This window comes from Streptomyces sp. V4I23, assembly GCF_030817975.1.
Lineage (GTDB): Bacteria > Actinomycetota > Actinomycetes > Streptomycetales > Streptomycetaceae > Streptomyces.
Map to the genome: position 1 here is coordinate 3700276 of NZ_JAUSZW010000004.1, position 26077 is coordinate 3726352.

Consider the following 26077-nt stretch of genomic DNA (forward strand, 5'->3'; position numbering starts at 1 on the left):
ACCTGCTCAACTCGGGTTGTCCGGGCCCCGCTCAAGGCGCAGAGCTTCCAGGGCCTCAGCGATATCCAGCCGCTCGTCTCTGTTCCCGTCCCACCGGGCAAGCGTCGCGGCAGCCGCGTGCATTAGGGAGTCCGGCAGCCCGGCGTCGGCGAGAAGGGCCGCCGCGTCCTCAAGCTCTGGGCCCCAACGCCAGGCGCGAGCAGCGGTCTTGGGGATGTAGCCGGTCTCCACGAGGTAGCTGCGGGTGCGCTTGGATGCGATCATCAGCAGCTCGTCCGCTACCCCGTACGTGTCCGCTGCCCCGTAGGCCACGGCAGCCAGCACCCGGGAGACCTTCTGGTAGCTGGAGTACGCGAGCTTCAGTGCGGAGGCTTTGCCGATGCTGTCGCCCAGGACGTGGGTCCGCACATCGGTGCCGGCGAAAAGTTCGGCGATCCGGTCGGCCTGCTCGACGGCGCCGGAAAGGTAGAGCGTCGGGGACTTGCCGCCCACCGGAGGCGATCCAACCACCGCGGCGTCGATGACCGGCATCGGAGCCAGGCGGTCGGCGATATTCACCACGCGCGACGGCGAGACGGCGTTCGCGTCGACATAGATCGTGCCTGCCTCGGACATGCCGAGCTCGGCTACTTGGCCGGCGGTCTCCTCCGCTGCGGCGGGAGGACACAGGGAGAGCAGCACGTCGGAGCGGGAGACGAGCTCGGGCAGCGCCGCGGCTTCGAGGCCCGCGCGCTCGGCCCGGCGGCGGGTTGTGTCACTGCGTCCGTCGGGGCACCACAGCACGATGTGGCCGCTCGCGCGCAGCTCGGCGCCGAAGGCGGATCCCATGCTGCCGGGGTGCAACAACCCAACGGTGTTCGTCATGCCGTGGTCCTTGTGTGGTCGGCGGAGTGCAAAAGCAGCAGGTCGATGGCGGCGCGTGCATGCGGCACCACGTGTCCGGCCCGGGATCGTCCGGCGGCCAGGAGCGGCCGTTGCCGATCCAGATGGTGCGCAGCCCTGCGGAGCGTCCGCCGCCGATGTCGTTGACCGGGTTGTCGCCGACCATCCAGCCGCCGTCGCCCAGCACAGTGCCGCAGCGGGCCGCCGCCAGGGCGAAGTGCCGGGTCTGCGGTTTGCGAGCGTCGGCCTCCTCGGAGACGAAGACGCCGTCCACGCGCTCGGAGATACCGGTGGCCCGCAGCTTCGCGCGCTGGATGTCCACCGCACCGTTGGTCGCCACCCCCACTCGCCAGCCGGCCGCACGCAGCTCGTCCAAGCCGTCGAGGACGCCGGCCTGGCACGACACCAAGGCCGCGATGTCGGTGCAGTACGTGTGCCACAACTCCGCAGTCGACATAGGCAGTCGGTACCGGGTGCGGATCGCCTCAAAAGTGGACGGATAGGCCCGCTCGGCCACCATGTCCAGGACGTTCGCATGATCTTCGTCCTCCAGGCCGTGCTGGGCGGTGAACTCTGCGGCCCAGACAGCGAGGGTTCCCCGCCGGTCCACCAGGGTGTTGTCGAGGTCGAAGAGAACCAGAGGCGGCTGCACATCCCGCACCCTAATGCGCGGCGGTCAGCTGTGTGCTCGGGGCTGCGGGGCGGGTCGAGTGACCCTTCCCGCTGCACTCTGCGCCGCGCATCGTTCCTTCATGCTGCCAAAGTGATCAACCTAGACCGATGGCGCCTACGGCTGCGCCGAGCCCAGGGCGGCATCCTTGTCCCGGCCGGCCCAGCCGTTGTGGGTGCGCCAGAGGAGGTGGACACCGTAGACGGCGAGCAGAGTTTCGGCGGACCAGTCCTCGGCCGGCGGCTCGGTGAGGACCAGGTAGAGACGGTCGGCGGGGGCGGCCAGGGTGTGGTTGATCTCCAGGAGGCGGGCGGCACCCGAGCGGAGGTCGGTGTAGGCGGAGTGACCGGCGCCGAGGATCTCGTATAGGAAGTCGCCATCTTCGGCCGTGCGGCTGACGTCTACGACTTGGGATGACGTCGCCTGTTCGTCGGCCTCGAACAAGGCCGACATCAGGGCGTGGCGCACCGCTTCGTGCTTCTTGCACGTGCGGTCGGCGGTCGCGGTGGTCTCCAGCGTGTGCAGAAGATTCGTGGCGGAAGGTGTCGTTACGGCGGTGTCCTCGGCGGATGCCATGGGCTCGGCTGCTTCCTGCTCGGGCTGCGGTGCGGAGGGTGTGGGTGCGGTCTCGGCTGTCGGCTCGGTCAAGGTGGTCATGCGGCGCTGAAGCGTCTCCCGGGCCTGGGCCAGAGAGGGGGACCAGTCCGTCCGCGCCAGGTTCTCGCGGAGACGACTCACGTCCAGGCTGTCGTCCTTGAGGGCGCGATTGGTTTCGGCGGCGAGGTCGCGCAAGAGGTTCAGACGCTGTCTGTCGGGTGAGCCGAGCACTCGTCTTACGTCCACCCAGTCCGCCTGGTCGCGTCGGAGTACGCGGTTGGCCATGCCCTTGAGCTCGGAGAGCCGTTCACGGGCGTTCTCCGGTAGGGCGACGCCGTCGGCGGTCAGTTCGTCGAACACGCCGAGCGCCGCCAGGTAGCGCTCGGCCATCTTCGCCGAGATGGGCTGGCGTCCACGCTGGTCCGTCGTGAGCAGGCAGTGGTTCCTCTCCTGCGCGAAGACCCAGCAGTCCAGCTTCTCGCCAGGGCGGGGCGGAGTCGATCCGTGGCGGACGGTCAGGATCAGCGGGACCTTGACCGGCGGGGAGAGCGCTTTGACCTTGTAGCGGCCGCCTGTACCCCGGTCGAGGACGCGGACACGAATGTCGGTGCCGATCTCGGGGAGGTCAGCGGCCGCCATCGACGGCTCGGTGGGGGTGGTTCCAGGCCCGGGAGTATCGGTGGTGTCCATGAGGGCATCCGGGAGCGGGGAGGTGTGCAGTACGGTCAGGCTCTGGGTGCTTCGGGTGAGGGCAACGTAGAGCTGGCGCAGCCCAGCCGGTCCGCGGTCGGCGATGGTGGCGGGTTCGACGACGAGGACGTGGTCGTACTCCATGCCCTTCGCGTGGGCGGCGGCGAGAACGGACACGGTGGCACGGTGCTCTTCGGTGAGGCCGGCGGTCTGGTCGAGATGACGATTGATCTCGTCGAGCCAGCCGGAGTCGTCGGGGACGATGACGGCCACGCGGCGCAGGGTGTGTCCGTCGCTGGTGCCGACGAGCCGGGTCGTCTGAGTGACGGTCTCGTCGAGCAGCGTCCACGGTTCGGCTGCCAGAGTCCGGACGCTGTCGGCGCCCGCTTCGCGCACCGCCCGCGGGTAGGGGAGCGAGGGGGAGATCGTGCGAGCCAGAGGTGCGACGAACTCCATGATTTCCGCCGGTACGCGGTAACTGGTGTTCAGTTCGGCGACGTGCCAGTCGCCGTGGTCGGACAGCAGAGTGCCGAGGCGGTCCCAGTCGGCGTAGGCATGCGGACCCGTGGCCTGGGCGAGATCGCCGAGCACGGTCATGGAGCCGTTGATCGCGATGCGTCGGCGCAGTGAGCGTGCCTGCATGGGGGTCAGGTCCTGGGCCTCGTCGATGACGATGTGCCCGTAGCGTTGTGGAGTCTCTCCGGTGATGAGGTAGCGCAGCTCTTCCAGACAGACGCGGTCGTCGAGGGTCCAGAGGTCGGCGTCCGCCGTGGCTGCCCTCGGACGGTGAAGGGCTGCCTGCTCCTCCGGGTCGAGGACGCCGTCGGCGCAGGTGCGCAGGAGTTCGGGGGAGTCGTAGAGGCTTCGGAGGGCTTCCCTGTCACCGGGCGACTGCCAGACGCGTTCGATCAGCCGCTCGACCTGGCGGTTGCGTTCCAGGTCCCGGCGGATCGTGTCTCCTTGGCTGCGGCGTGGGGCCAGAGCAACGAGTTCCTGCAGCAGACGGTCCACAAGCAGACTGCGGAAGCGGTTGCGGCGCTCTCGGTAGGAGCCGTCGCCCTCGCGTGCCTCCTGGAGAAGGACGAGAACCTCGGAACGCGGGATACGCAGAGTGGTACTGCCAGCCGTGACCGCGAGTTCGGGCTTGGCGTCCTTGTACGTGGGCGTAGTGGTGAATTCGTCGATCGCGTCGGGGCGACACTCGTGTTCCACGCGTCGGCGCAGGACGGCGGCCATGCGGTCGTCGGACTTGACCAGTCGCGCGCGTGGGGTGTCGGTGCCGAGGACATCGCCGTCCCAGAGGCGGTTCATCTGAACCGCGTTGATGTTCCGGGTGCCGAGGGTCGGGAGGACCTGGCCGACGTAATCGAGGAAGCGCTCGTGCGGGCCGATGACCAGGACGTCCTGCGCCTTGAAGTGGTCGTTGTTGACGAGCCACGTCACGCGGTGCAGGCCGACCGCGGACTTTCCGGTGCCCGGGCCGCCCTGCACGACAAGGATGTCGGCGGGAGAACCGGTGACGAGATCCATCTGATCGCGGCGGATGGTCTCGACGATGTCCCGCATGCTGCCACTGCGGGAGCGCTGGAGCTCTCGCAGGAGGAAGTCATCGGGCGGCTGTTGTCTCTGCCGATGGAGCTGGGCGACATCGGACGGGGTAGGAGCCGACGGGACCGCTGGCGTCTCGGACGCCGCGACCTTGGAATCGTCCTGGACCCCCGCTTCGAGCTCGGTGCCATCGATGACAGACGGCGTGGTGGGAGAAACGACGGAGATTTCATCGACGTACGCTTCGACGACGTTCTTCGCGCAGCGCAACTGTCTCCGCAGGAGCACTTCACCTGGCGCCTCGGGCAGGGCCTTCGCCCACTTCTCCGCCACCGGGGCGGTCCACAGCACTACGACGGTCTCGCGGGTCTCGACGTCGGAAACGGCACGGCGGCCGATGTAGAAGGTGTCCGACTCTTCGCCCGGCTGGACCTTGACGCGGCTGACGACCAGCGACGCGTCCCCGAGGCCGGCGTATTCTGCGGCCTTCTCCTCGGCGTCCTTCCGGTTGGCGACGCTGTCCTTGCCGCTGGCGGAGGCCGCGGCGATCGAGCCGCCGCTCAGTTCGGCCAGTCGCTTCTCATAGCAGTCGTAGGCGCGGTCCACCGCCTTCTGCTCTTCGGCGATGATCTCGTCGCGCATGGTGGTGCTCATGTACGTCCCCTCCCCCTGCGGTGCCCCAAGAGACGCCGCGCGCCGGGAATATGCCCGGCCCCCGGCAAAAGACTTATCAGACGCATGGGCCAGCTGTGAATATTCGGTCAACGAGGCAATTCCCGTACCAGTTCGCTGACTTCCGCACGCCATGAGTGGACCTGGTCTCGGGTAGGGCCGATCTCGTACTGGTGGTAGTGGCACCCGAGGCAGAGATGCGACCAGACGGCGTTGGCCCTGCGGGCGGTGGTCGCGGCGGTGTAGCAGCGCAGGCAGAGCATCTTCGCCCGCGTGGTGATGCCGGCCAGTCCCGGCATAGCGGCGTCGAGCGTGCGGTCGACCGCGATCTCCAGGGCGGTCCGCAGCGCGAGGGAGGCTCCACGGTGCCGACCGGCCGCCGAGGCTTCGACGCTGGGGTCGGAGAGCAACTGGTCGGCTGTCAGCAGCAGCTCGTCGATCGAAGTACTTGCGGCGCCGGTCACTTTGCCACCTCCGTCTTGCGCACCTTCTGCGCGAGCTCGCTGATCTCGGTCACGAAGCGGTGCGCGTCGGCGATGCGAGTTCCCGTGGCGTGGGCACCGCTCTGACACTGCTTGAGGAGGTCCACCGCACGCGGGCCGCAACGGGTGCGGAGCTCCCGGTAGACATCGCCGGTGCGACCGATGTCGCCGAAGAAGGCCAGCGCGGCCATCTTCATGAGCTTGTCCCCCTCGGCCATGGCGGACTGCAGATCGTGCTCGGAGCCCCCGGAGCGGAGGTGCTGCACCCAGGCCGCCTCGACAAAGGCGTTCTCCAGCGCGATCCGGCACAGTGCGGGGAGCACGTGGGTGCGGGCCGCCTCCGGAAGACTCTCGGTACTGGCGAGAGCCCTGGCATCCGCGATCGCCTGGCGGACCGGATCGGTCACCGCCTTGACGTTCACCTTGGACGCCTTGCCCCGCTCGACCTCGAACACCGTGACCGGCAGCTCCTGGGTCGTGAAAGCGCGCTGAAGCCGGGTGTCGTGGGTGAACACGACCACCTGCCGATGCTCGCCGAGCTCGTGCAGGACCTGGGCGAGCCCGTTGACCTTGGCCGGGTCCATGGACTGCACGGGGTCATCAATGACGATGAAGCCGAACGGGCTGTCGGCGGTGGCCGCACGGGGCAGGAACAAGGACAGCGCGAGAGAGTGCTGCTCTCCCTGGCTCATGACGCTCAGCGCCGAAGCCTCCTCCCCGTCGACGGTGACGTCCATGACAAGCTTGCGGACGTTGGCCCTTTCGCTGCCCTGGAGGCTCACCGACTGGAGGTCAATGTCGCTCTCCTGGCGCAGCTTCTCCCAGATGTGCTGGGAGTGGCCGGTGAAGCCCTCCATACGCCTCTCCCGCAGCTCCGCGGTGAGCGTCTTGACCCAGGTGCGGGCCTTCCTGACAAGGCCGAGTCGGGGCTCGGCGTCTGCCGCGGTGCGGGCCATTTCCGTCCAGCTCGCCAGGCGCGTGACGAGCTGACGCCACCGTTCGTCCCGCTTCTCCAGCTCCCGGACGGCGTTGTCCTTCACGGCGGCGCAGGCGTCGGCCAGGGTCAAGGCGGTGTCGTGGAAGCGCTGCACGAGCTGAGCCGGATCGCTGATCGCACGGCAGGCAATCCATTCGTTCCAGGGATCGGTCAGGGCGACCGGGATCCGCTGAGGCGTCTCGATGAGGTTCTGAGCCGCCCGTGCCGCCGACCGCAGTTCGCTGCGCGCGTCCTCGGCGGTCTTCGCCTCCTGCCGGAGCAGGGCGATCTGGGCACCGGCGTCGGCGGCCCACGCGGCGTCGAGGACCCGTTCCGTGCCGCAGACCGGGCAGGACCCTTCGTCGGGATGACGGTTGCTGTGGGCCAGAGCCTTCTCCAGCAGGCCGGCGCGCTGCAACGAGTCCTCGGCCCCGCTCAGACGCACGTCCTCGACTCCGGCGAGTGCCTCGCGCAGCCGGTCCACCGCTGCTCCGACCTGCTCCAGGTCAGGTCCCCGCATGTCGACCTCGGCACGCAGTTCGGCGAGGAGACCGTCATCGTCGAAGGGCAGGCCCGCCACGAGTCCGTCCAGCGCCTCGAAGTCAGGCCGGCCCTTCGTCTCAATGGCGACGAGCGCCTGGACCGCACGCTCGTCGTCCTCGAGTGCGTACAGCGCGGCCGTGATCTCCGGCAGCTCGTTCTTCGCTGCCTTGACCGCGTCGCCCAGCGCCTTCTCCTGCAGCCCAAGGTGGTTGTACGCGGCGCTCAGGTGCCCGAGTCCGAGGATCGTGGCGATGGAGTCATACATCTGGGAGGGCTTGCCGCTGATCATGCGGCCGAGGTCGACGTACGACAGAAAGGGACGGTAGTCCGTCAGGGCCTGCTTCCACGCCGCCTGGTCGAGGGGGACTGCGCCGTGTCCCGGACGCCGGAACGTGCCCACGCAGTCGGTGATGTCGTGGCCGGTCCAGGCGCGAGTGAGCGTGCTCCGGCCGGAGTCGCCCTCGACCGTCAGCTTGACCTCGATCTCCGTCTTGGCGCCATCGTGCAGGTTGCGCCAATTGCTGGTGCGCGTCGCATCCTGCCCGAGCCAACGCATGTTCGTGCCGGTGAACGCCGTCTCGATGGCTTCGGCGATGCTGGACTTCCCCGAGCCGTTGCGGCCCACGACGAGCGTGACACCCGGGCGGGGGCTGAGGTTCAGCCAGGCCCGGGGGCCGATGCCGCGGAAACCTTCCACAGAGACGGAGTCGAGGAAGATCCGGCCCATGGGCGAGTTTCCCGGGGTCTGCGGGCTGCCGAGTGCCTCGGTCAGGAGCGCCTTCACGGGTTCGCCGAGGGGCGCGGCAGCCAGACGTGTCTCCACCAGGTCTGCGAGCGGCACGGACTCGGCGGCAGGGGCCTGTTGGGCGAGGGACGCGGAAGGGGACGCGGCAGGCTCGTTCTGTTCCGAACTGGTCATGGGAGTGCTCCTTGATCCGGTACTTGAACTGGGAAGTGGCGCAACAGCTGTGCTGCGGGGGCGTCGGGTTATCCGCGTGCGTCGGTTCCGATGAGCTCGACACCCAGAGATGTCGGAGATGACGAAGTCGACAGGGGCGGCGGTCGGTCGCCGATGGCGTGCGCGCGTCGCACGTACGCCGGTGGGCGGTTCCCCGTCAGCGGTCAGCCGCCGAGGGTGTACTCAAGGCCGTCTGTTCGAAGGGCGGCCTCCGTCCGCGTGAGAGCGCCGTGACGGGACACCTCTCAGGCGGCCGGGGAGGGAGACTCCTCGACGTCAGCCGACCTTCTGCCAGTCCTGGCAGCCGCTGGTCTTGAAGTACTCGCCCTTGTTGACGGTGACGCGGCCCTGCCCCTGGATGTTGTCGTTGGCGATGATCGCGTCGAACTCGCCGGAGGCGTTCTTCAAGCGTGCCCAGTAGCAGTTGGGGATGATGCTGTCCTTCTCCGGGCCAGAGGTCCGGTAGGTGCCGGCCTGGATGTCCTCGCCCACGAGGTACTGGCCTTCGCCCGAGAAGCCGCTCGGGGGGCCGGACTTCTTCACCGGCTTCGGCTTGGCGGTGACCGTCGCCTTGACCGTCTCGGTGACAGTCACGGCCGGCTTCGGTTCGCCCGCGGCGGCCTTGGTGACCGTGACGGCCGGGGCGGGACCCGAGGAGCCCGCCGTAGCGCCGGACTCTCCGCCGCCACCGATCGCGGCACCGAAGATCAGCGCGACGAGCGCCGTCGCGCCGTGGGTGAGCCAGACTTTGCGCCGCGAGGGCGTGCGCCCGGCGGGCGGCAGGCCCGGCACGGGCGGCTGGGTGAACGTGTGCGGCGTCGGCTGCGGAGGCACCGTTGCCCAACCGAGGCTGGCGCCCATGCCTTCCGACGGCTGGTGGGCGGGCGGCATCGAGGACATGTCAGCCATGGGGAGACCTCCGGATCGCGACTGCGGCGAGCACCGGGTGTCGGTGCGCCGAACGAGCACCAGAGTGGGACCGGAAGGCTTAGAAATTCGTTGGAGATGCTGATAACCGGGGTTATCAACTTTCCTCTCCTGCCCCTTTCCCCTTCGCTGTAGGGTTCTGCCTGCCTCGGTGCCCGCTGATCGGCCGGTGAGGATGCCCGAACAGGACCGGTACGGAAGGGGGAGTGGAGCGAGTGACCAGCAGACGCGAAGGGGCCGTGTCGCCCATCGTGCCCGAGCCGTCGGCCTGGCGGATCACATATGCGGAAATCGCCACCCTCGCCCAGGTGCGTCGGCCCGTCCCCACCACCTGGAGCCGCAGGCACCCCGACTTTCCCGCTCCCGTCGCCCACGAAGAAGGGCGGCCCCTGTTCGACGCCCGCGCGGTCGTCGACTGGCTGACGACGACGGGTCGCGGCAACGCCGAACCCCGCCGCCTGCAGGCCGAACTGGCCCTGTACACCCTCGCCGCCTGGCGGACGCCTGCCCTTTCCGCCTCCGTTCTGGTGGGGGCGCTGACCGCGCTGATCTGCCTGCGCCAACAACTTGACGTTCCTCTCTCGGGCCAGAGCTGGGACGTGGTCCTCACCCAGGCCGACGAGCTCGATCCCGAGGACACGTACATGTCGGCCGAGTTGAAGGCCGTCCCGGAGTCGGACCGCCTCGGTCCCGAGCTGGCCGCGTTGGCCGACGAGCTGACCGAGGCCGCCTACAGCCCCGCCGAGGCTTTCGACTGGGTCCTGGAGGCCCGCCGCCGCCTCGGCTCCCACGACCTGGCCGCCGACGAGCCCACCCCGGCCGTGGTACGCGCCCTCGCTGCCCTGTCCGGCGTCGACACCCTCGACGAAGGCTCCGTCGTCGCCACCCCGCACTCGCGCTCCGGCGACCTGCTCGCCGCCCTGCACGCCCGGGCCGCCGAGGACTCCGGCCACACCTACCTCGCCGCCGACCCCGACCCGGTGCGGGCCCGCCTGGTCCGCCGCCGGATGCTCGTCCGAGGCGTGAACGAGTTCGACCTCGGCGTCACCGAAGGGGAGGACCTGCCCGTCGACGACTGGGGATATCCCCATCTGCTGGCCTCCGTCCTCCCCTACGAGTCGGGGGAGAACCGCAGCCCACAGGCCATCCTGGAACAGGTACAGGCACTCACCGACTACCTCGACGAAGGCTCGACAGCCGTCGTTCTCGGCCCGGCCGACGTGCTCGTACGCCCGTTCCCCCGGCACAGCGAGGCCGACCGTCTGCGCCGGTCCTTCCTCCGGGACGGTTTACTCAAGGCCGCGGTGAGCCTGCCCGACGGCGCGTTCTCCTACCGTCCCGGCTACCGCACCGCCCTCTGGGTGCTGGCCCGCACCTCGGCGGAACACCGCACGGGCCTGGTCCTCCTCGCCGATTACTCCGCGCAGCCGCTCACCGACACGGTCCTTGACGTGCTTGCTGAGGACATCGCCATCTGGCGCGCCGCCCCCTGGCGCGGCGACCGCCGCCACGAACCCCGCCACGCGGTGATTGTCCCCGCGAAGGACCTCGACGACCGGCCGGGCGCTGCCTTCACCACCCAGCACCGCCCGCCCATGGCCCGCTACACCCGGGGCGTCATCGAGCGTCCGGTCCGCATCAGCGCCCTGGAGCAGCGCCTGACGGAGCTGCACGAGCAAGCCCGGCAGCACGCCGACCTGCGCACGGCACTGAGCGCCCAGGTCGTGCTGCGCCCAGACGACCAGCCCGTGCGGCGCACCACCGTCCGCCGGCTCCTCGACGACCGGCGCCTGCGCCGACGCCCCGGGCACCGTTTCGCCGACGAACACCTCACGGCAGACGGCCACTACACCGTGCTCACCCCCGACGAGGTCCTCGGCATCGCGCGCCCGGGCGGACGCCGCATCGACCGCGGAGTCCTCCTCACCGGCTACGAACACGCCCTGTTCACCGAGCCGGGCGACATCGTCGTCACCACGAGCCCCCGCTTCGGCACCTACGTCGACGAAGCGGGCCTGTCCCTGGTGGCTGCCCCAGCCCGTATCCTCCGCGTCCACCCCGACGCCGACCCGCCGGTGCTGCCACGGGTACTCGCAGCACTGCTGCGGGCGGCCGCCGCCGAGTACGCGCGCACCAGTGGCGCGGTGCGGGCCTCACGAGGCATCGAGGACCTCCTCATCCCCGACCTGAGCAGGCGCGAGGCCGAGCGCTTCGACTCCGTGCTCGCGGAGATCGAGACCCGCGCGCACCTCCTGCGGGAGCAGTCCGCCGCTCTCGACGACCTGGTCCGCCTCACCGCCGCCGGCATCGCCGACGGCACGCTCACCCTCCAGAACCTCCCCGGAACCGACGACTGAAGGAGACGGTCTGCCCCATGGCTACCGCTGCGAAGAAACCCACCGAACAGGCGGAATTGTTCAGCGCCTCCACCGCCAAGGAGATCCAGGCGATCCTGTGGAAGGCCGCTGACAAGCTGCGCGGCTCCATCGACGCCGCGCAGTACAAGGAGTTCGTCCTCGGCCTGATCTTCCTGAAGTACGTCTCCGACGCCTTCGACGAGCGCCGTTCCGAGCTCGCCGCGGAACTCGCCGATGACGGCATCACCGAGGACCGGATGGACGACTTCCTGGAGGACCGGGACGAGTACACCGGCGCCCACGTCTTCTGGGTACCGGAGACCGCCCGTTGGACGTGGATCGCCACCCACGCCAAGAGCCAGGGCGTCGGCAAGCTCCTCGACGATGCGATGGACGCCGTGATGCGGGAGAACGCCTCGCTCACGGGCGTCCTGCCGAAGATCTTCAACCGCGACAACGTCGACCAGAAGCGTCTCGGTGAACTCGTCGACCTCATCAGCGACGCCCGCTTCGGCGGCAGCGGGGACAAGCCCGCGCAGGACGTGCTGGGCGAGGTGTACGAGTACTTCCTCGGCAACTTCGCGCGGGCCGAGGGCAAGCGGGGCGGCGAGTTCTACACCCCGCAGTCCGTCGTCCGGCTGATCGTGGAGATCCTGGAGCCGTACGAGGGACGGGTCTACGACCCGGCGTGCGGCTCGGGCGGCATGTTCGTCCAGGCGGCCAAGTTCATCGAGGCCCACGCCGGGCGCGCCCACAAGGCCGACATCTCGGTCTTCGGCCAGGAACTAAACGAGCGCACCTGGCGCCTGGGCAAGATGAACCTCGCCATCCACGGCATCGACGGCAACCTCGCCCCCCGCTGGGGTGACACCTTCGCCGACGACAAACACCCCGACCTCAAGGCCGACTTCGTGATGGCCAACCCCCCGTTCAACATCAAGGACTGGGCGAGGGACGAGGGCGACCCGAGGTGGCGGTACGGGGTACCGCCGAAGAGTAACGCCAACTACGCCTGGCTCCAGCACATGATCTCCAAGCTGGGCGAGCGCGGCACCGCCGGCATCGTCCTGGCCAACGGCTCCATGAGCTCCCAGCAGAGCGGCGAGGGCGAGATCCGGCAGGCCCTGGTCGAGGCCGACCTGGTGGCCTGCATGGTCGCCATGCCCTCCCAGTTGTTCCGCACGACGCAGATCCCGGCCTGCCTGTGGTTCCTGGCCAAGGACAAGACCCCGCAGGGCGCGAAGCGCCTGGACGACCGGCGCGGCGAGATCCTGTTCATCGACGCCCGGAACATGGGCGAGATGGTCGATCGTACGGAGCGCGTACTGACGGAGGCCGACCTCGCGAAGATCGCCGGCGCCTATCACGCGTGGCGGGGAACGGCGTCGGCTCGTGAGGCGGGGCTGACATACGAGGACGAGGCTGGGTTCTGTTTCTCAGCCGACCTTGCGACGGTCCGGGAACACGGGTACGTGCTGACGCCGGGGCGATACGTGGGCGCTGTGGAGACGGAGGAAGAGGGGGCGGAGGCGGTGGCGGAAAGGATCGCCTCGCTGACGGAGGAACTGTACGAGCTCTTCGAGAAGTCAGCGGAGCTGGAGAAGACGGTTCGGGACTGCTTGGGAGGTATCGGCGGTGGCCACTGAGCGAATTCACGTAACGCCAAGTATTCGCATCCCCGGAAGCATGGAGAAGCATCCTCCAAACTGGAGGTGGATGCCCTTGGATTCCATCTGCATTGGTATCTACGACTGTCCTCATTCCACACCCAAGCTGACTCTGGAGGGCCCGTATGTAGCTCGAACCCAGGACGTCATTACCGGCGTCTTCCGCTCCGACGGGGCGGCCCACGTTTCTCAGGAAACTTACAAAGATCGCATCAAGCGTGCTGAACCGAGCTATGGCGACCTCCTCTATAGTCGCGAAGGTACCTACTTTGGGATCGCAGCGGAAGTGCCCTCGGGTGTTCAAGTATGTCTGGGTCAGCGAATGGTTCTCATCCGCCCTGACGCGGCGCATGTAGATCATCGCTTCCTGCGTTATTGGTTGAACTCGCCTGTCATGTCTGCTCACGTCCACGGACAACGGGATGGCTCGGTCGCCGAACGTCTTAACTTGCCGACAATTCGCGCCCTCCCGATTCCCCTCCCGGATTCGCGTGAACAGCGACGGATTGCTATGGCGCTCGGGGCACTGGATGACAAGATCGCAGTCAACGAGCGCATCGCGGCCACGGCCGACGAGCTGACACACGCCCTGTTTACACGTGAGTTTCTCGCCTCCGCCACCCCCGTTCCTCAAGACGGCTGGGTATCCGGTCATCTGTCAGACATCTGCTCAACCCAGTATGGCTACACGGCCAGCAGCAGCTCAGAGCCAGTTGGCCCGAAATTCCTGCGGGTCAAGGATATAAACAAGAGGAATTGGGTCAACTGGGCGGATGTGCCTTACTGTGAAATCAGCGAACGCGACCTTGAGAAATATCAATTGTCTCTTGGTGACGTCTTGGTGGCTCGCATGGCTGATCCTGGTAAATCGGCAATCGTCGAAGAGTCGACGGATGCCGTGTTCGCTTCATACCTTGTACGCCTTAAGACACCTTCACTCGCCCATTCGTACTTCGTGTGGGGATTCCTGAAGTCGGATGCTTACGCGGATTATGCGGAAAGTGCACGAGGGGGCTCAGTCCAGGCAAACATGAATGCCAAGGTCATCGTCGGTGCCCAACTGTCGATTCCTCCCGTTGAGGTGATGCAACAGTACCTTCGCCTCATCGCTCCCGTACGCCAGCGGTTGACGCTGGCTCTACGGGAATCCCAATCGCTGGCTGCCCTTCGCGACACCCTCCTCCCCCAGCTCATGTCCGGCCGCCTTCGCGTCAAAGACGCCGAGAAGATTGTCGAGGATCACACATGACGCACGACGGCGAGAGCGGAAGCAGAAGAAGCCAGAACCACCGCCCTCTGGAAGCCGACTGGGAGCTACTCGCCCTCGACGAGCTAGCCGAGTTGGCCTGGCTGCCCGCCTCCGGCAACGAGTTCGCGCCCGGCTCCGGGCACCGTAAGTCGTGGGACGACCTGATCCTCTACCCCGACCTCCGCGAGGCGATCGAGCGGCTCAACCCCGAGCTGCCCCCGGACGCCGTACGCGACGCTATCGCTGCCGCGGCGACCCCGGAGTCGCAGGACACGTACGAGGAGAACCGCACCGCCCACGGTTACCTGACGACCGGCATCCGCTCCGTCGTCTACACCGACGCCTTCGGTGCCGAGCACAACCCGACCGTCCGCCTCGTCGACCTGACGGATCCGGACGGGAACACGTACCGCGCGCTGAACCAGGTCACCGTCGTCGACGGCGAGAAGCGGCGCCGCTTCGACATCGTCCTGTACGTCAACGGACTCCCCCTGGCCGTACTGGAGTTGAAGCGCGCCGGGGACGAGTACGCCACGCTTCAGGACGCGCACTCCCAGGTCGCCCGGTACGTGAAAGAGTTCCCGACCGCCTTCCGCTACAACGCGGTGGTGCTGCTCTCCGACGGCATCACGGCCAAGTACGGGACGCCCTTTACTCCGTACGAGCACTTCGCGCCGTGGAACACGGACGAGTCCGGGGCCCGAGTCGACCCGTTCACCGCGGACGGCGACGGGGTGGCCGACTCGGGCCAGAACCTGGCACTGCACGGGCTGTTCACCCAGCCCCGCTTCCTTTCCCTGTGCCGGTCCTTCATCAACTTCGTGCCGTCCAAGCGGATGAAGCGCATCGCGAAGCCGCACCAGTACTTCGCGGTGACCCGGGCCGCGGAGAAGGTGCGGGAGGCGGCAGCCGGTGATGGGAAAGCCGGTGTTGTCTGGCACACGCAGGGCTCGGGCAAGTCCGAGGAGATGGTGCTCACCACGGCGATGGTGATGAGCGACCCGGCCCTGCTGAACCCGACCGTCGTCGTCATCACCGACCGCAACGACCTCGACGACCAGCTGTACTCCACCTTCCTGGAGAGCGAGATCCTCCCGGGTACGCCCCTCCAGGTCGCGACCCGGGCCAAGCTGCGGGAGGAGCTCGCGGCCAAGCGGACCGGTGGCATCCTCTTCACCACCCTGCAGAAGTTCGGTAAGACCAAAGAGGAGAAGGAGTCGGGGGCCGACCACCCGCTGCTCTCCGACCGGCGCAACATCGTGGTCGTCGTCGACGAGGCCCACCGCAGCCACTATGACAACCTCGATGGCTACGCCCGTCACCTCCGCGACGCCCTCCCGCACGCCACGCTCCTCGCCTTCACCGGAACGCCGATCTCCGAGGCCGACCGCAACACCCGCCAGGTCTTCGGCGGTTACATCGACATCTACGACCTCAAGAGGGCCGCCGACGACGGCGCGACGGTCAAGGTCTTCCACGAGGGCCGGGTCATCAAGCTCGTCCTTGGCAAAGATGTCGACCCGACGAAGATCGACGAGGAGGCCGACCGCATCACCGACGGCCTCGACGACACCGAACGCCGCCGGGTCGAAACGGCCGTCGCCACGATGAATGCCATGTACGGCTTGCCGGCCCGTGTCAAGGATCTCGCCGAGGACCTAGTGGCGCACTGGGAGGAGCGGCGCGAGCGGATGCGACCGTTCGTCGGCGTCTCCGAGAAGGGCGGGGCGGCCGGCAAGGCGATGGTCGTCTGCGCGACCCGTGAGATCTGCGTCCGGGTCTACGACGCCCTGCGTGAGCTGCGGCCGGAGTGGCACAGCGACGAGCTCGACAAGGGCGCGATGAAGATCGTCTTCTCCTCGAACTCCCGTAAGGACGAAGACCACCTGCTCGCCCACGCTCTGCCCGATGGCCAGCGCAAGGCGGTCATCAACCGGGCCAAGGACCCCGACGACGAGCTGGAGCTGCTCATCGTCAACAACATGCTGCTGACCGGCTTCGACGCCCCGCCGGTCCACACCATGTATCTGGACCGTCCGCTCAAGGGCGCCAACCTGATGCAGGCCCTCGCCCGGGTCAACCGCCGCTTCCGCGGCAAGGAGGACGGTCTGCTCGTCGGCTACGCGCCGCTGACGGAGAATCTGCAGAAGGCGATCGCCGAGTACACGGAGGCCGACCAGGAGGACCGCACCCTCGGCCAGGACCTCGACCGCGCGCTGGATGAACTGCGCAACGAGTACGACATCCTCAGCGACATCCTGCGCGGCTTCAACTGGCGTGCGCGTCTTGAACAGCCGACGGCGAAGGCGTTCGTCAACGCCGCTGGCGGGGCTGCCGAGTACCTCCGGAACCCGCGTACCCCCGGCAACGACCCGGAGAAGCTCGACGACCCCCGCCAGACCGTCGGCCGGCGTTTCCGCGACCACTCCCACCGCCTGGAGCGTTTCTACGCGCTGTCCGCCAGCGCCACGAACATCGGCGAGCGTTTCCCGGACCACCCGACCTGGCGTCGGGACATCCAGTTCTTCGTCGAGGTCCGCGCCTACATGGCCAAGCTCGACGCCGCGGACCGCGAGGCGCGCGGCCTGCCCGTCGCCCGCGACGTCGAGCTGTACCTCGCCCAGCTGACCTCGTCCGTGGTCGAGACCGGCGGGATATCGGACCTGTTCGCCGAGGCCGGCCTGGAGATGGCCGACCTGACGCACCTCAATGACGCGCTCGTCGCCAAGCTCCAGGGCAGCGACACTCCCCACCTCGCGGCGGAGGCGCTGCGTCGGCTCATCGAGCAGAAGATGCGCGAGGTCACGCGTCACAACATCGTCCGCCGCACGGCCTTCTCCGACCGTCTGCAGGACCTGATGATCCGGTACACGCGGCAGCAGTACACGAGTGCCGAACTCATCGCCAAGCTGGTCGAGATGGCCAAGGAGGTGGTCGAAGACGCTCGGCGCGGCGAGAAGTTCGATCCGCCGCTGAACTGGCGCGAGCTCGCCTTCTACGACGCAGTGGCCGAGCACGACTCGGCGCAGGAACTCATGGGCGATGAGATCCTGGCGAGCATAGCCCGCGACCTCGTCGCCGAGGTCCAGAAGAAACTCAAGCCCGACTGGATCGCCCGTGAACCGGTCCGCGCCGGTCTCCGCAGCGCCATCAAGCGCCTGCTGGCCCGCCACGGCTACCCGCCGGACCGTCGTGCGGAGGCGGTGAACCTGGTCCTGAAGCAGATGGAGCACTTCGCCGACGAGTGGGCCACCACCGGTATGCCGGACAGCTGAGCCCGCGCGGCCGCGTTGGTGCAAGAGCAATGCACCCACATCCCGACCGGGTCGGGGCCGAGGTCTCCCGCCTTTGGAAGACCTCGGCCGCGGCCCGGCGATCACTCTGCGAACCCGACCACCTTCGATGCGAGAAGCCACTTCAGGAGCGGACCATGGGCAACGAGATTCAGCTGATCAGCGACGGGGATGGGCTGACAGTCATCGGGAGCGCCAAGGATGTCGAAAACTTCCTCGCTTCGGAGGGACTGCCGTCCAAGAGCCTCGGACCGCGATGGTACAAGTCCGTCTTCGCCACGGGTGCTGCAGTCGCCGAGGCAGGATCGGAGATCGCCGCCAACTCCGCTCACTGGGTGAAGCTGACCCCGAAATCGGCGCTGCTTCTCAAGAAGTATGGCCTGAGGGAGAGCGCGAAGACGGGGCTCAGCACGGGTGTGCTGAAGGGGCAGAAGGGTCAGATCAAGGGATTTCTCGAGTTCGCGCACGCGCCCCGATCGCTCCTGTCCAACCCGGCGACTCTTGCCAACGCCGGGAAGTTCATGGCGCAGGTTGCGATGCAACAGACCATGGACGAGATCACTGACTATCTCGCCGCGATCGACAAGAAGGTCGACGACGTACTCCGTGCCCAGAAGGACGCTGTGTTGGCCCGCATGATCGGAGTGGGCTTCGTGATCGAGGAGGCCATGACCATCCGAGAGAAGCGGGGCAGGGTCGACGAGGTCACTTGGTCGAAGGTGCACGCCGCGCCGGCGACGATCGCGGAGACGCAGGCGTACGCACTGCGTCAACTCGACGCGCTCGCGGAGAACATGGAGCGTCAGACCAAGATCGGCGATCTCGCCACGATGGTCAAGGAGGCTGAGGGCATCGTTCGAGAATGGCTCGCCGTTCTGGCTCGCTGTTTCCAGTTGCAGGACGCGATCGCTGTACTCGAACTCGACAGGGTGCTGGACGCGTCCCCCGATGAGCTCAACGGGCATCGCCTCGGCCTGAAAGCCGCCCGGCAGGGCCGGCTGGAGCACATCTCGCGGAGCACAGAAACTCTGCTGGCCAGGATGGACGCCGCTGCTGGCGTGGCCAACGCGAAGGTGTTGCTGCACCCGACCACATCCCCGGCTGTGGTCCAGTCGAGCAACCAGGTCGCGACCGGCGTCCATGACTTTCACGTGCGGCTCGGAATCGAGTCCGGTGGCGACTCATCTGAGGCGAGGCGATGGACGGAAGCTGCCCTGGAGGTGAGGGACAGAGCATTGGAAAAAGGAGTAAATGGTGTTGGTGCTGCCCGAAGCCTTGGCAACGAGACCCTCGACCGGGCCAACTCGGTGAAGAACAAGCTCTCCAGCGGTATCGCCGAGCGAGCGCGTCGTCTGCGCGGGAACGACGAGCAAGGCGACAAGAAGACTGAGTGAGCGCCGACCATCCCGGTATGCTCAAAGGCGATGACCTCCTCGTCCGGCTCCAGCAGCGCTGGCATGATGGCGGCGATGGCCTCGGTCGCGCCGGCGGTGACCAGGACCTCGGTGTCGGGGTCGATGGAGAGGTCGTAGAAGCGCCGTTGGTGGTCGGAGATCGCGGCGCGCAGTTCCGGGACGCCCGGGCCGGGCGGGTACTGGTTGCCCTTCCCCTCCCGCAGGGCGCGGACGGCGGCCTCGCGGATCTCCTCGGGTCCGTCGGTGTCGGGGAAGCCTGGCCAAGGTTGATCGCCCCCGTCGCGGTCGCCAGCGCCGACATCTCCGCGAAGATCGTCGTCCCGAGTCCGTCCAGCCTTCGGTTCAGCAGCGGCCTGGCGTCATGTCTCCACCGTTCTCACGCGGGTGCCTGTCGGCTCTCCGGGGACCATCCTGACTCATTGCCGGTCATGCCCCCGTGGTGCGGGCCCGCGGTGGGCGAGAGCAGGAATGCCCTGCTCTTCCGGCTCGGCTGTCGGTTCCCGGAGGATGCCGGCCTTCGCTGAGATGTCGCGCAGGAGCGCGTCCCGCATGGTGTGCAGCGTCGCGATCTTGGCGACCAGGAGCCGCGCAACGGCGTGCAGGGGGTCGGCCATCGTGTGGAAGTCGGTGCGCGTGAACCGATCCGGCCAGGTGACCTCCAGGCGTTTGAGGGCACCGGCGGAGATTTCCCGGCCGTTCTGGCCCTGCGCCAGCCGTGCGATATCGCTGCTCCTACTCCTGAGTTCGTGGAGCAGCCACCAACTGTCCTCGTCCTCAACAGGTTGTACGGCCACGACGCCTCTGAGAGGTGTTGCTGGTCGGCGCGGAACAGCAATGTGTGCGCCGTCAGAACGGGTGCTCAGCATCAAGGTGCCGGGAGGATGTACCTCGCCGTCGTTCACTGGACTGCTCAGACGGAACCTCTGGACATGGGGCACGGGAAGGTCGTAGAGATCTTTAGGGGCGATTACATCGGTTACGTCGGTGGTGGGTTCTGTGGGCAGCGGGGGAAGCGAGCGTTCGGAACCTTTGCCCGTCTTCGGTTTGGCGACCTTCGCAAGCGGTCGTGTCTCCCACGACGGAATCGTCGACGCCCAGTCGTCATGGAGTGCGTCGGCCAGTTCCACCGCCTTGCGCGCGGTCTCTTGGTAGAGGGCGGTCATCTCCTGGATGAGGCCGAAGGCTCGGTGGTATGCAGTGATGATGTCTGGCGGGGGCAGCGGAAACAACATGCGGTGGAGGGTGTCGAGACTGATGGTGGGCTCGACATGTGCCGTCACGTCCTCGTCAATGTGGGCCTTCGCCGTGGGTGTCTGTAGCCAGATACGCAGCCACCGCACTATGTGCGGCTCAGCGCGAATGATGCCGATCGACCTGGTCGCTGTACATCCCGCGTGCTCGGCGGTGACAAGTGCGGAATCGCCCACCCGTCGGACGAGTACGACAGCCAGGTCGCCCTCCCTGAGGGTTGCCCGGTTGGGCGGGGACGCGCCCGGCCGACACTCGTTGGCCCTGGGCGAGAGGATCCTGCCGTCCTGGACGAACGTCGAGCTGACGACTCCCGCAGCCTGATCAGCAACCGCGTCGTCGAGGAAACCGGAAGTGGTGTAGATGCGCCTGCGGATCCGCTCGATTTTGATGGAGGTCGTCTGCCAAGCCACTTTACCCGAGGCGACCTGGTCGGCATTGGCTTCCATCAGATCTCCTCCAAGATGTCCAGCAGTCGGAGTTCCAGGTCGCGCATCTGGTCGAACTGATCGGCCAGTTCGAGCTTGAGCTGCTCGACCCGGCTCCGTGTGTCCCGCTCGGGGCTGGGAGGCTCCACAGCGTACGAAGTCGGCATCAGGCTGGACTCGCGGTCGGCGATCTCCTTGGTGGAGCAGCTTCGGGACCAGCCAGCTGCGTCGTTGTACGGCGCGGCCGTGGCACCGTTCTCGAAGAGGCCACGCCAGGCCGCCAGGGTGGCCAGGATCAATGCCGTGTTCTTGTCGCCCAGCCTCCGTGCTCTCGAATCCGGGACCGGTTCGAAGGCTCGCCGCGCGTTGACGAACAACACCTGCTGGCGACGATCCCGGACACCCCAGCCGGGGCGCGCGCTCTTGTCCTTGTTGAGCACCCACAGACAGGCGGGGGCCTTGGTGTGACCAAACACGCGAGGCGGCAGAGCGATCACGCACTCAACTAGATCGTCACGCAGGAGGCGTTCGCGGAGCCTTCGGGTGACGGGTTGTCTGCTGTTGGCCACGCTGTCGGCCATCAGGAAGACGGCACGTCCGGCCGGAGCCAGCGCGTGTGCGATGTGCTGGATCCAGGCGGAGTTGGCGGACCCTCGGGACGGCGGTTCCTCCGTCCACCGGGGATCGACAGGGAGCGTGGGAGCCGACCGGCGGGTACTCTGCTCCGTCTTGTCCTCCGGTGCCCAGTCGCGCTGGTTGAAGGGCAGGTTAGCCAGGACGATGTCGTGGGGCTCGGGTTCGGGCTCCGCGAGGCTGTCCCCGGGCGGGAAGACGTGAGCCGTGATCCCCCGTACCGCGAAGTTCATGCGGGCCACCTGTGAGGTGTGGGCGTGCTGTTCCTTCCCCTGCAAGGACATAGTCGGGTGCAGCTCGACGCGTTCGCGGACATAGCAGTGACTCTCGACGAGCAGTCCCCCTGAACCGCAGACCGGGTCCAGCACTCTGTGCCCGTCGCGGGGGACAGCCGCACCGACCATGAGACGCGCCATGTCACCCGGCGTGAAGTAGTGGCTGCCGTCAGCCTGGGTCTGGTTCGCCGAGAGGTCACGGAGGCACTGGTCGAGCAGGGGCCCGACCCGCTGGGTGGAGCCGATGGTCTGGATGAGAGCGTGCAGTGATCCTTCGGAACCGGAGGGCGGAACGGGCATCAGGCTCCCCGTGCCCGCGTCGGCGCCCTGTTCGTCGGCTGCGGGAAGCCAGTGGCTCAGACACTTGCTCACGGCAGCGCGGATTCCCGAACCGCGCCCTGCCGACTGACCCAGCAACCATGACCATGTCGGTACGCCGGTGCCGTGAGCGGCGTGCGCGGTCCGGCTCAGGTACAGCAGCCCGAGGACGAGGCGAGTCGCGTCGTGGGCATTCATCAGCCGCGAGAGGTGCGTGCGGTGTCGGCGCACCTTCGCAAGCACCTCATCGAGCGAGGAGGCACCCTCGGTCTGCACGTGTCCTCCAAGGGCACTCATGTCACTCACGAGCCCACCACACCCAGGGCGCCCATGACCACGATGAGGAGCGTCAGGGAGCCGGCGAAGGTCAATGCTCCAGTCTTGAAGGCCGCCGCCGGACGCCCTCCCTCGAAGATGGTCATGACACTGCCGGCTAGAGCGGCGACAAGCGCCGTGAGGACCGCGATGATCACGTACATCAGCCTCAGTTGCACGTGGTTCCTTCCTGAGGTCGGGGGATCTCCCAGTGGACGAGTGAGCCGGTGATCCCTGGCTTCAGGAAGGACAGTAGAAGACGTAGGCCGCGCGCTGCCGGGTGCACGCCATTTGGGATTTTCCTAGGCGCGCGCCCAGGATACAAGCACTTCAGGCAAGTGCACGTCGTTTGGGAGTCAAGACAGCGAGTCGACGAGGAGGCGTATCCGGGCCTTCGACTCACGATCCGAATGGGTAGGCGAAAAAGCCTTGACCCAGATCAGTGGACGCTCTGCGCAGGTACTGCGTCCAGGACACCTCGACGATGCCGTCCCATGACCACCAAAGCGGCCTGGTGCGAGCCGGATCTCGCCTGCGCCGCCTACGCCGCGTCAGCTGCCTCCGTCGCGTCCGCAATCTGAAGCAGCCGGGCCAACTCTTCCCGCCCGCGCCTGATCAATTCGAAGGCCACCACCGGATTCGTGTCCGACGGCAGCGGAGTATCGGTGAGGAGATCCGTCAAGGTGTATCTGCCGAGCAGCCACCGCTGCAGTGCGCGCCAGTCGGCACCCCGGTCAAGCGGTAAGCCGTCCGCCCACGGCAATGCCTCGTACCGGGTGCCGTCGATGCCGTTGGCGTGGAGTAGCCCGGAGCGGCGCACGAGGCACGGGAAGCAAACGCCGCAGTTGGCGATGGGAGGGCCGCCGCTTCGGCGGGTTGGCGGCTTGCCGCAGCTCAGGGTGGACTCCAGGTCGGACGGGGTGAGCCCCGCATCACGTCCGGCCTTGCACACCTCGCCTTTCGTGAGCTGAGCCAAGGGGTTGACCACCTGCACCGCACTCGCCGTGTCACTCACTGCAGTCACCAAGGCGTTGAGACTGGCCAGCGTCCGCGGGTGCACGGAGCGCGTGGAGCAAGCGGCCGAACGTGCTGGTGTCAACGGCGGATTGAGGGCGAGTTGGCCGTTCTCAGGGATGTGGACGGTACCCACTCCGTGCGCGGTGGCCGCGCGGATCGCGCCCGCCGCGTAGAGCAGACCACGTGTGCGGGAGGAGGTCTCCAGCCGCGACCCGGAGCCGTCGCCCGCCGGTGTCTGGCTCATCGGTAACAGCAGCACCGGCCGTGCTCCGTCCAGTTGCTCGACAGCCTTGTATACCCGCTGCTGGAGACGCAGCAGGCCGATCTCTCGGAACATCACGAGCAGCAGCGGTCGGGAGTCATCGGCGCGCGAACGGGTAGCGGCCCAGCTGAGGGAATCCAGTCCGCCGGAGAACAACGCGACTTCCGAGGCACGCGGGTCGTCGGGAGAGACCATCGCCTCCTCGACGTAGTGACCGGTGAGGGGACGGAAGTCCACGTTCCAGAGGTCCCCGGTGAGGACTTGGAGAAGCGCAGTGAGGTGGGTACGGACCGCTGCGCTTGCCCACCGCTCGCGTTCCGTGACGGGCACGGCGAGGCTGATGCGGCGGGTCCACCTGTCCCGTACTCCGGTCCGGCGTACGTACTTGTCGGCGATGAAGGCAGCCCTGGCGACGCGGAACAGATCCTCGGCCCAGTCGGGGACGGAACCGGGCAGATGGTGCCGACCGGTGATGCGGCGCTCCTTTTCCTGGAAGGCTTCCTCGCCGATCTCCGTCCAGCGGTCGCCACGAGGTCGGTCGCCCCGGGTGCCGCGCCACCACAGGAAGTCGTCGGAATCGGTCACGCTGCAGCTCCCTCTTCTCCGATGATCTCCTCAGTGATCAGGCCAAGCACCTTTCCGACCGCCCGCGGTACCAGCAGCTCGGCAATCTTGGGCAGTGTGGCCGACGGATCCTGCACAGCGCCCACCACTGACTGCGCGGTATCCACAGCCTGTGCAAGGTCCGTCGCTTCGGCGGACTCCTCACAGGGACTCGGCACCAGGTCCACTACCTTCTCCGCGACCCAGTCGGCGATCCTGCCTTCCGGATCGGTCGCGATGAGCACCGGGACCGCCAGCTTGACGTGCTCGGCGACAACGGACCTGAGGAACTCCCCCACCATGTCGGCGAAGAACACCTGGTAGAGGTCGCACAGGATGTCCCAGGTGAAGCCGCCGCCGACAGTACCTCCGCCCATGGTGTCGTCCAGCTCGGGATGCCTGCTCCGGACATCGCGGACCGCCGCGGCCATCCCCCTGCGCACCGCGGCGTCGGCGAGTGTGCCGCCGTCCCCACCGACCTCCGAGACGAGACGCGCGACAAGCGCGTCCTCCGACTCCGCGCCCTCTGCGGCCAGCGACCCCAGGACTCCGGCGAGCCGTTCACCGGCCGCGCAAGCAGTGTCGTACAACCCGAAAGCTGATCGATCGGCACGGAGCGTCTCGTGCAGGGCGCTCAGGTGGTCCGCCGCGATCTCCTCCAGCCGCTGATCCGCGTTCCGCGAGTCATCCCGCCAGCGCGCCAGCCGCCTCCCTGCGGAGCTCCACCGATCGCCGTTCGGTCCCTTCCATCGCGTGGATGTCCCCACATCGCCCCCAACGATGGTGTCCGAACCAGCACTTCGTCCATGGCATCAGACCGGACGATCCCCAGGTAGGGCGGGACTCGGCCAGGGCCCCGCAGACCAGCCAGGTGCTGAAACAGCCAGGGGTATCACTTCCCGTGACGCCTACACCCAGAAGCGTGACCAGCCGTAGCACTGAGTCACATACGCCACGCAAGTCCCCATTCAGGTCAGGTCACGGGCTGGCAAGATTGGCCCTTGCGTCGCATGTCCTGTTGTTCATCCCCTCTGCAAAGGGGCTCACTGACGGCGTATCAAATCAGCAATCACTGACTGCCCACACCAGACGACATCAGTCGCTTGAAAACCGTTTGCGGTCCAAGTCCGGTCACAAGTCGTCATCGGGCACACGGGCAGCCGGCAGACGGGGCGGCCACGCCAGCATGGATTCCACGGTCGTGCACGAGAACACGGTGCAGCGAAGGGTGGAGCCCATGGCCAAGCTCACGGAGGAGCAGAAGCGCCAACGAGCGGCCAAGCGTGCTCTGCGCTCGGCCCTCGAAGCCGAAACGGATGACCGTCGTCGCCGCGAGCGGGATGAGCGGTGGAAGCGAGAAGGTACGTGCCTCAGCTGGGCGGACTACATGGCCGGTGAGCCCTGTCGGGGCTGCGGAGAGCCCATGTACGACGGACTGGGGGACTGGTATCCCCTCATGAAGCTGTCCGAGTCGGAGAAGCGCGAGTACGAGGAAGCCAACCAGAGGTTCCGCGAGCGGCACGCCGACTGCCGGGATGCTCGGTGGTCCGTCAGCGGTTCTCGGGTGACGCACTGCTGTTTTTGTTGCCCGCCACCGCCGATGGGGCCGAAGCAGATGGAGAAGCTCGCCAGGCTGTTCTCGTCCTGGCCCTCACGGGAGGAGAGCAAGAAAGACCTCGATACTTGGGACCTCACTCTCCGTTGCGACCATGTGGTGCCCCACATTCAGCATCGCGAGCACAGCCACGTTTCCACTCGCGTCGTCGACTGCCCGGAATGCGGAGAGCGTCGCGGAGTAGTGAGCACTGAGCGGGTAGGGCCCGCGTACCGCGACGACGGGACCATCCGTGAGCGTTCGGCAGCTGATCGAGAGTGGCTCGACCGGGAACTGGCAGCCGCCGAGGCGAAGCTGACCCGTCAGCAGAAGAGCGCGGCGGCAACCCAACGGCGCATCGCCGAGCTCCAGGATGAGCTCGGCAGCAAGTCTTGATGAGACGAAGCGCAGTCGGCGGCGCCGCGTCATTTCTCGGCATCGCTTCCCATGGGCTGCCG

17 protein-coding genes and 1 pseudogene are annotated in these 26077 nt (G+C 67.4%); 6 read left to right on the forward strand and 12 right to left on the reverse strand.

Annotated elements, in window-relative coordinates; translation table 11 throughout:
- Window positions 1–6: 6 nt before the first annotated feature.
- The 6 genes from QFZ82_RS19010 to QFZ82_RS19035 form a co-directional block, all read right to left on the reverse strand.
- Window positions 7–864: an NAD(P)-dependent oxidoreductase gene (locus QFZ82_RS19010; protein WP_307714306.1), complete on the reverse strand. Its 858-nt coding sequence runs from the start codon at window positions 862–864 to the stop codon at window positions 7–9.
- Window positions 755–1534: an HAD family hydrolase gene (locus tag QFZ82_RS19015; RefSeq protein WP_307714307.1), complete on the reverse strand. Its 780-nt coding sequence runs from the start codon at window positions 1532–1534 to the stop codon at window positions 755–757. The genes QFZ82_RS19010 and QFZ82_RS19015 overlap by 110 nt, the downstream gene beginning before the upstream one ends.
- Window positions 1535–1669: 135 nt before the next feature.
- Window positions 1670–5041 carry an AAA family ATPase gene (locus QFZ82_RS19020; RefSeq protein WP_307714308.1) on the reverse strand — a complete coding sequence of 1124 codons (3372 nt, stop codon included), beginning with the start codon at window positions 5039–5041 and terminating at the stop codon, window positions 1670–1672.
- A gap of 107 nt (window positions 5042–5148) precedes the next feature.
- Window positions 5149–5523 (reverse strand): hypothetical protein, encoded by a 375-nt coding sequence (locus QFZ82_RS19025; protein ID WP_093681760.1) that lies wholly within the window; start codon window positions 5521–5523, stop codon window positions 5149–5151.
- Window positions 5520–7979 carry an AAA family ATPase gene (locus QFZ82_RS19030; protein WP_307714309.1) on the reverse strand — a complete coding sequence of 820 codons (2460 nt, stop codon included), beginning with the start codon at window positions 7977–7979 and terminating at the stop codon, window positions 5520–5522. Before QFZ82_RS19030 ends, QFZ82_RS19025 begins: the two co-directional genes overlap by 4 nt.
- 315 nt (window positions 7980–8294) lie before the next feature.
- Window positions 8295–8927 carry a hypothetical protein gene (locus tag QFZ82_RS19035; protein ID WP_307714310.1) on the reverse strand — a complete coding sequence of 211 codons (633 nt, stop codon included), beginning with the start codon at window positions 8925–8927 and terminating at the stop codon, window positions 8295–8297.
- 233 nt (window positions 8928–9160) lie between these two features.
- Here QFZ82_RS19035 and QFZ82_RS19040 point away from each other — a divergent pair, with 233 nt between their 5' ends.
- The 5 genes from QFZ82_RS19040 to QFZ82_RS19060 all read left to right on the forward strand — a co-directional run bounded on the left by QFZ82_RS19040 (window position 9161) and on the right by QFZ82_RS19060 (window position 18905).
- Window positions 9161–11302, forward strand: coding sequence for a hypothetical protein (locus QFZ82_RS19040; protein ID WP_307714311.1), 2142 nt, complete (start codon window positions 9161–9163; stop codon window positions 11300–11302).
- Window positions 11303–11319: 17 nt separating this feature from the next.
- Window positions 11320–12948: a class I SAM-dependent DNA methyltransferase gene (locus QFZ82_RS19045; RefSeq protein ID WP_307714312.1), complete on the forward strand. Its 1629-nt coding sequence runs from the start codon at window positions 11320–11322 to the stop codon at window positions 12946–12948.
- A 40-nt stretch (window positions 12949–12988) separates the two neighbouring features.
- Window positions 12989–14218, forward strand: a complete 1230-nt coding sequence (locus QFZ82_RS19050) for a restriction endonuclease subunit S (protein WP_307714313.1) — start codon at window positions 12989–12991, stop codon at window positions 14216–14218.
- Window positions 14215–17493, forward strand: a complete 3279-nt coding sequence (locus QFZ82_RS19055; protein ID WP_307714314.1) for a type I restriction endonuclease subunit R — start codon at window positions 14215–14217, stop codon at window positions 17491–17493. Before QFZ82_RS19050 ends, QFZ82_RS19055 begins: the two co-directional genes overlap by 4 nt.
- Window positions 17494–17648: 155 nt before the next feature.
- Window positions 17649–18905 (forward strand): hypothetical protein, encoded by a 1257-nt coding sequence (locus QFZ82_RS19060; protein ID WP_307714315.1) that lies wholly within the window; start codon window positions 17649–17651, stop codon window positions 18903–18905.
- 19 nt (window positions 18906–18924) lie between these two features.
- Here QFZ82_RS19060 and QFZ82_RS19065 read toward each other — a convergent pair.
- The 6 genes and pseudogenes from QFZ82_RS19065 to QFZ82_RS19090 form a co-directional block, all read right to left on the reverse strand.
- Window positions 18925–19227, reverse strand: a pseudogene (locus QFZ82_RS19065) (aminotransferase class I/II-fold pyridoxal phosphate-dependent enzyme); the annotation flags it as partial.
- A gap of 115 nt (window positions 19228–19342) precedes the next feature.
- Complete coding sequence (locus tag QFZ82_RS19070) at window positions 19343–20623, reverse strand: hypothetical protein (RefSeq protein WP_307714316.1); 1281 nt, start codon at window positions 20621–20623, stop codon at window positions 19343–19345.
- Window positions 20623–22104 carry an N-6 DNA methylase gene (locus QFZ82_RS19075; RefSeq protein ID WP_307714317.1) on the reverse strand — a complete coding sequence of 494 codons (1482 nt, stop codon included), beginning with the start codon at window positions 22102–22104 and terminating at the stop codon, window positions 20623–20625. The genes QFZ82_RS19070 and QFZ82_RS19075 overlap by 1 nt, the downstream gene beginning before the upstream one ends.
- Before the next feature lie 26 nt (window positions 22105–22130).
- A complete protein-coding gene (locus QFZ82_RS19080) occupies window positions 22131–22322 on the reverse strand; it encodes a hypothetical protein (protein WP_128802526.1) in 192 nt (63 codons plus the stop codon).
- Between the two features lie 362 nt (window positions 22323–22684).
- Window positions 22685–24007 (reverse strand): 7-cyano-7-deazaguanine synthase, encoded by a 1323-nt coding sequence (locus QFZ82_RS19085; RefSeq protein WP_307714318.1) that lies wholly within the window; start codon window positions 24005–24007, stop codon window positions 22685–22687.
- Window positions 24004–24792, reverse strand: coding sequence for a hypothetical protein (locus QFZ82_RS19090; RefSeq protein ID WP_307714319.1), 789 nt, complete (start codon window positions 24790–24792; stop codon window positions 24004–24006). The genes QFZ82_RS19085 and QFZ82_RS19090 overlap by 4 nt, the downstream gene beginning before the upstream one ends.
- Before the next feature lie 470 nt (window positions 24793–25262).
- Between QFZ82_RS19090 and QFZ82_RS19095 the strand changes: the two genes are divergently transcribed.
- The gene (locus QFZ82_RS19095; protein ID WP_307714320.1) at window positions 25263–26015 is read left to right on the forward strand and encodes a hypothetical protein; all 753 of its coding nucleotides are present in this window, start codon (window positions 25263–25265) and stop codon (window positions 26013–26015) included.
- Window positions 26016–26077 lie beyond the last annotated feature (62 nt).

What these genes read in the sequence shown, in the direction of transcription:
- QFZ82_RS19095 (WP_307714320.1), top strand. Translation starts at nt 25,263, where the DNA reads ATGGCCAAGCTCACGGAGGAGCAGAAGCGCCAACGAGCGGCCAAGCGT.
- QFZ82_RS19030 (WP_307714309.1), bottom strand. Translation starts at nt 7,979, where the DNA reads ATGACCAGTTCGGAACAGAACGAGCCTGCCGCGTCCCCTTCCGCGTCC.
- QFZ82_RS19045 (WP_307714312.1), top strand. Translation starts at nt 11,320, where the DNA reads ATGGCTACCGCTGCGAAGAAACCCACCGAACAGGCGGAATTGTTCAGC.
- QFZ82_RS19070 (WP_307714316.1), bottom strand. Translation starts at nt 20,623, where the DNA reads ATGGAAGCCAATGCCGACCAGGTCGCCTCGGGTAAAGTGGCTTGGCAG.
- QFZ82_RS19035 (WP_307714310.1), bottom strand. Translation starts at nt 8,927, where the DNA reads ATGGCTGACATGTCCTCGATGCCGCCCGCCCACCAGCCGTCGGAAGGC.
- QFZ82_RS19010 (WP_307714306.1), bottom strand. Translation starts at nt 864, where the DNA reads ATGACGAACACCGTTGGGTTGTTGCACCCCGGCAGCATGGGATCCGCC.
- QFZ82_RS19060 (WP_307714315.1), top strand. Translation starts at nt 17,649, where the DNA reads ATGGGCAACGAGATTCAGCTGATCAGCGACGGGGATGGGCTGACAGTC.
- QFZ82_RS19020 (WP_307714308.1), bottom strand. Translation starts at nt 5,041, where the DNA reads ATGAGCACCACCATGCGCGACGAGATCATCGCCGAAGAGCAGAAGGCG.
- QFZ82_RS19055 (WP_307714314.1), top strand. Translation starts at nt 14,215, where the DNA reads ATGACGCACGACGGCGAGAGCGGAAGCAGAAGAAGCCAGAACCACCGC.
- QFZ82_RS19050 (WP_307714313.1), top strand. Translation starts at nt 12,989, where the DNA reads ATGGAGAAGCATCCTCCAAACTGGAGGTGGATGCCCTTGGATTCCATC.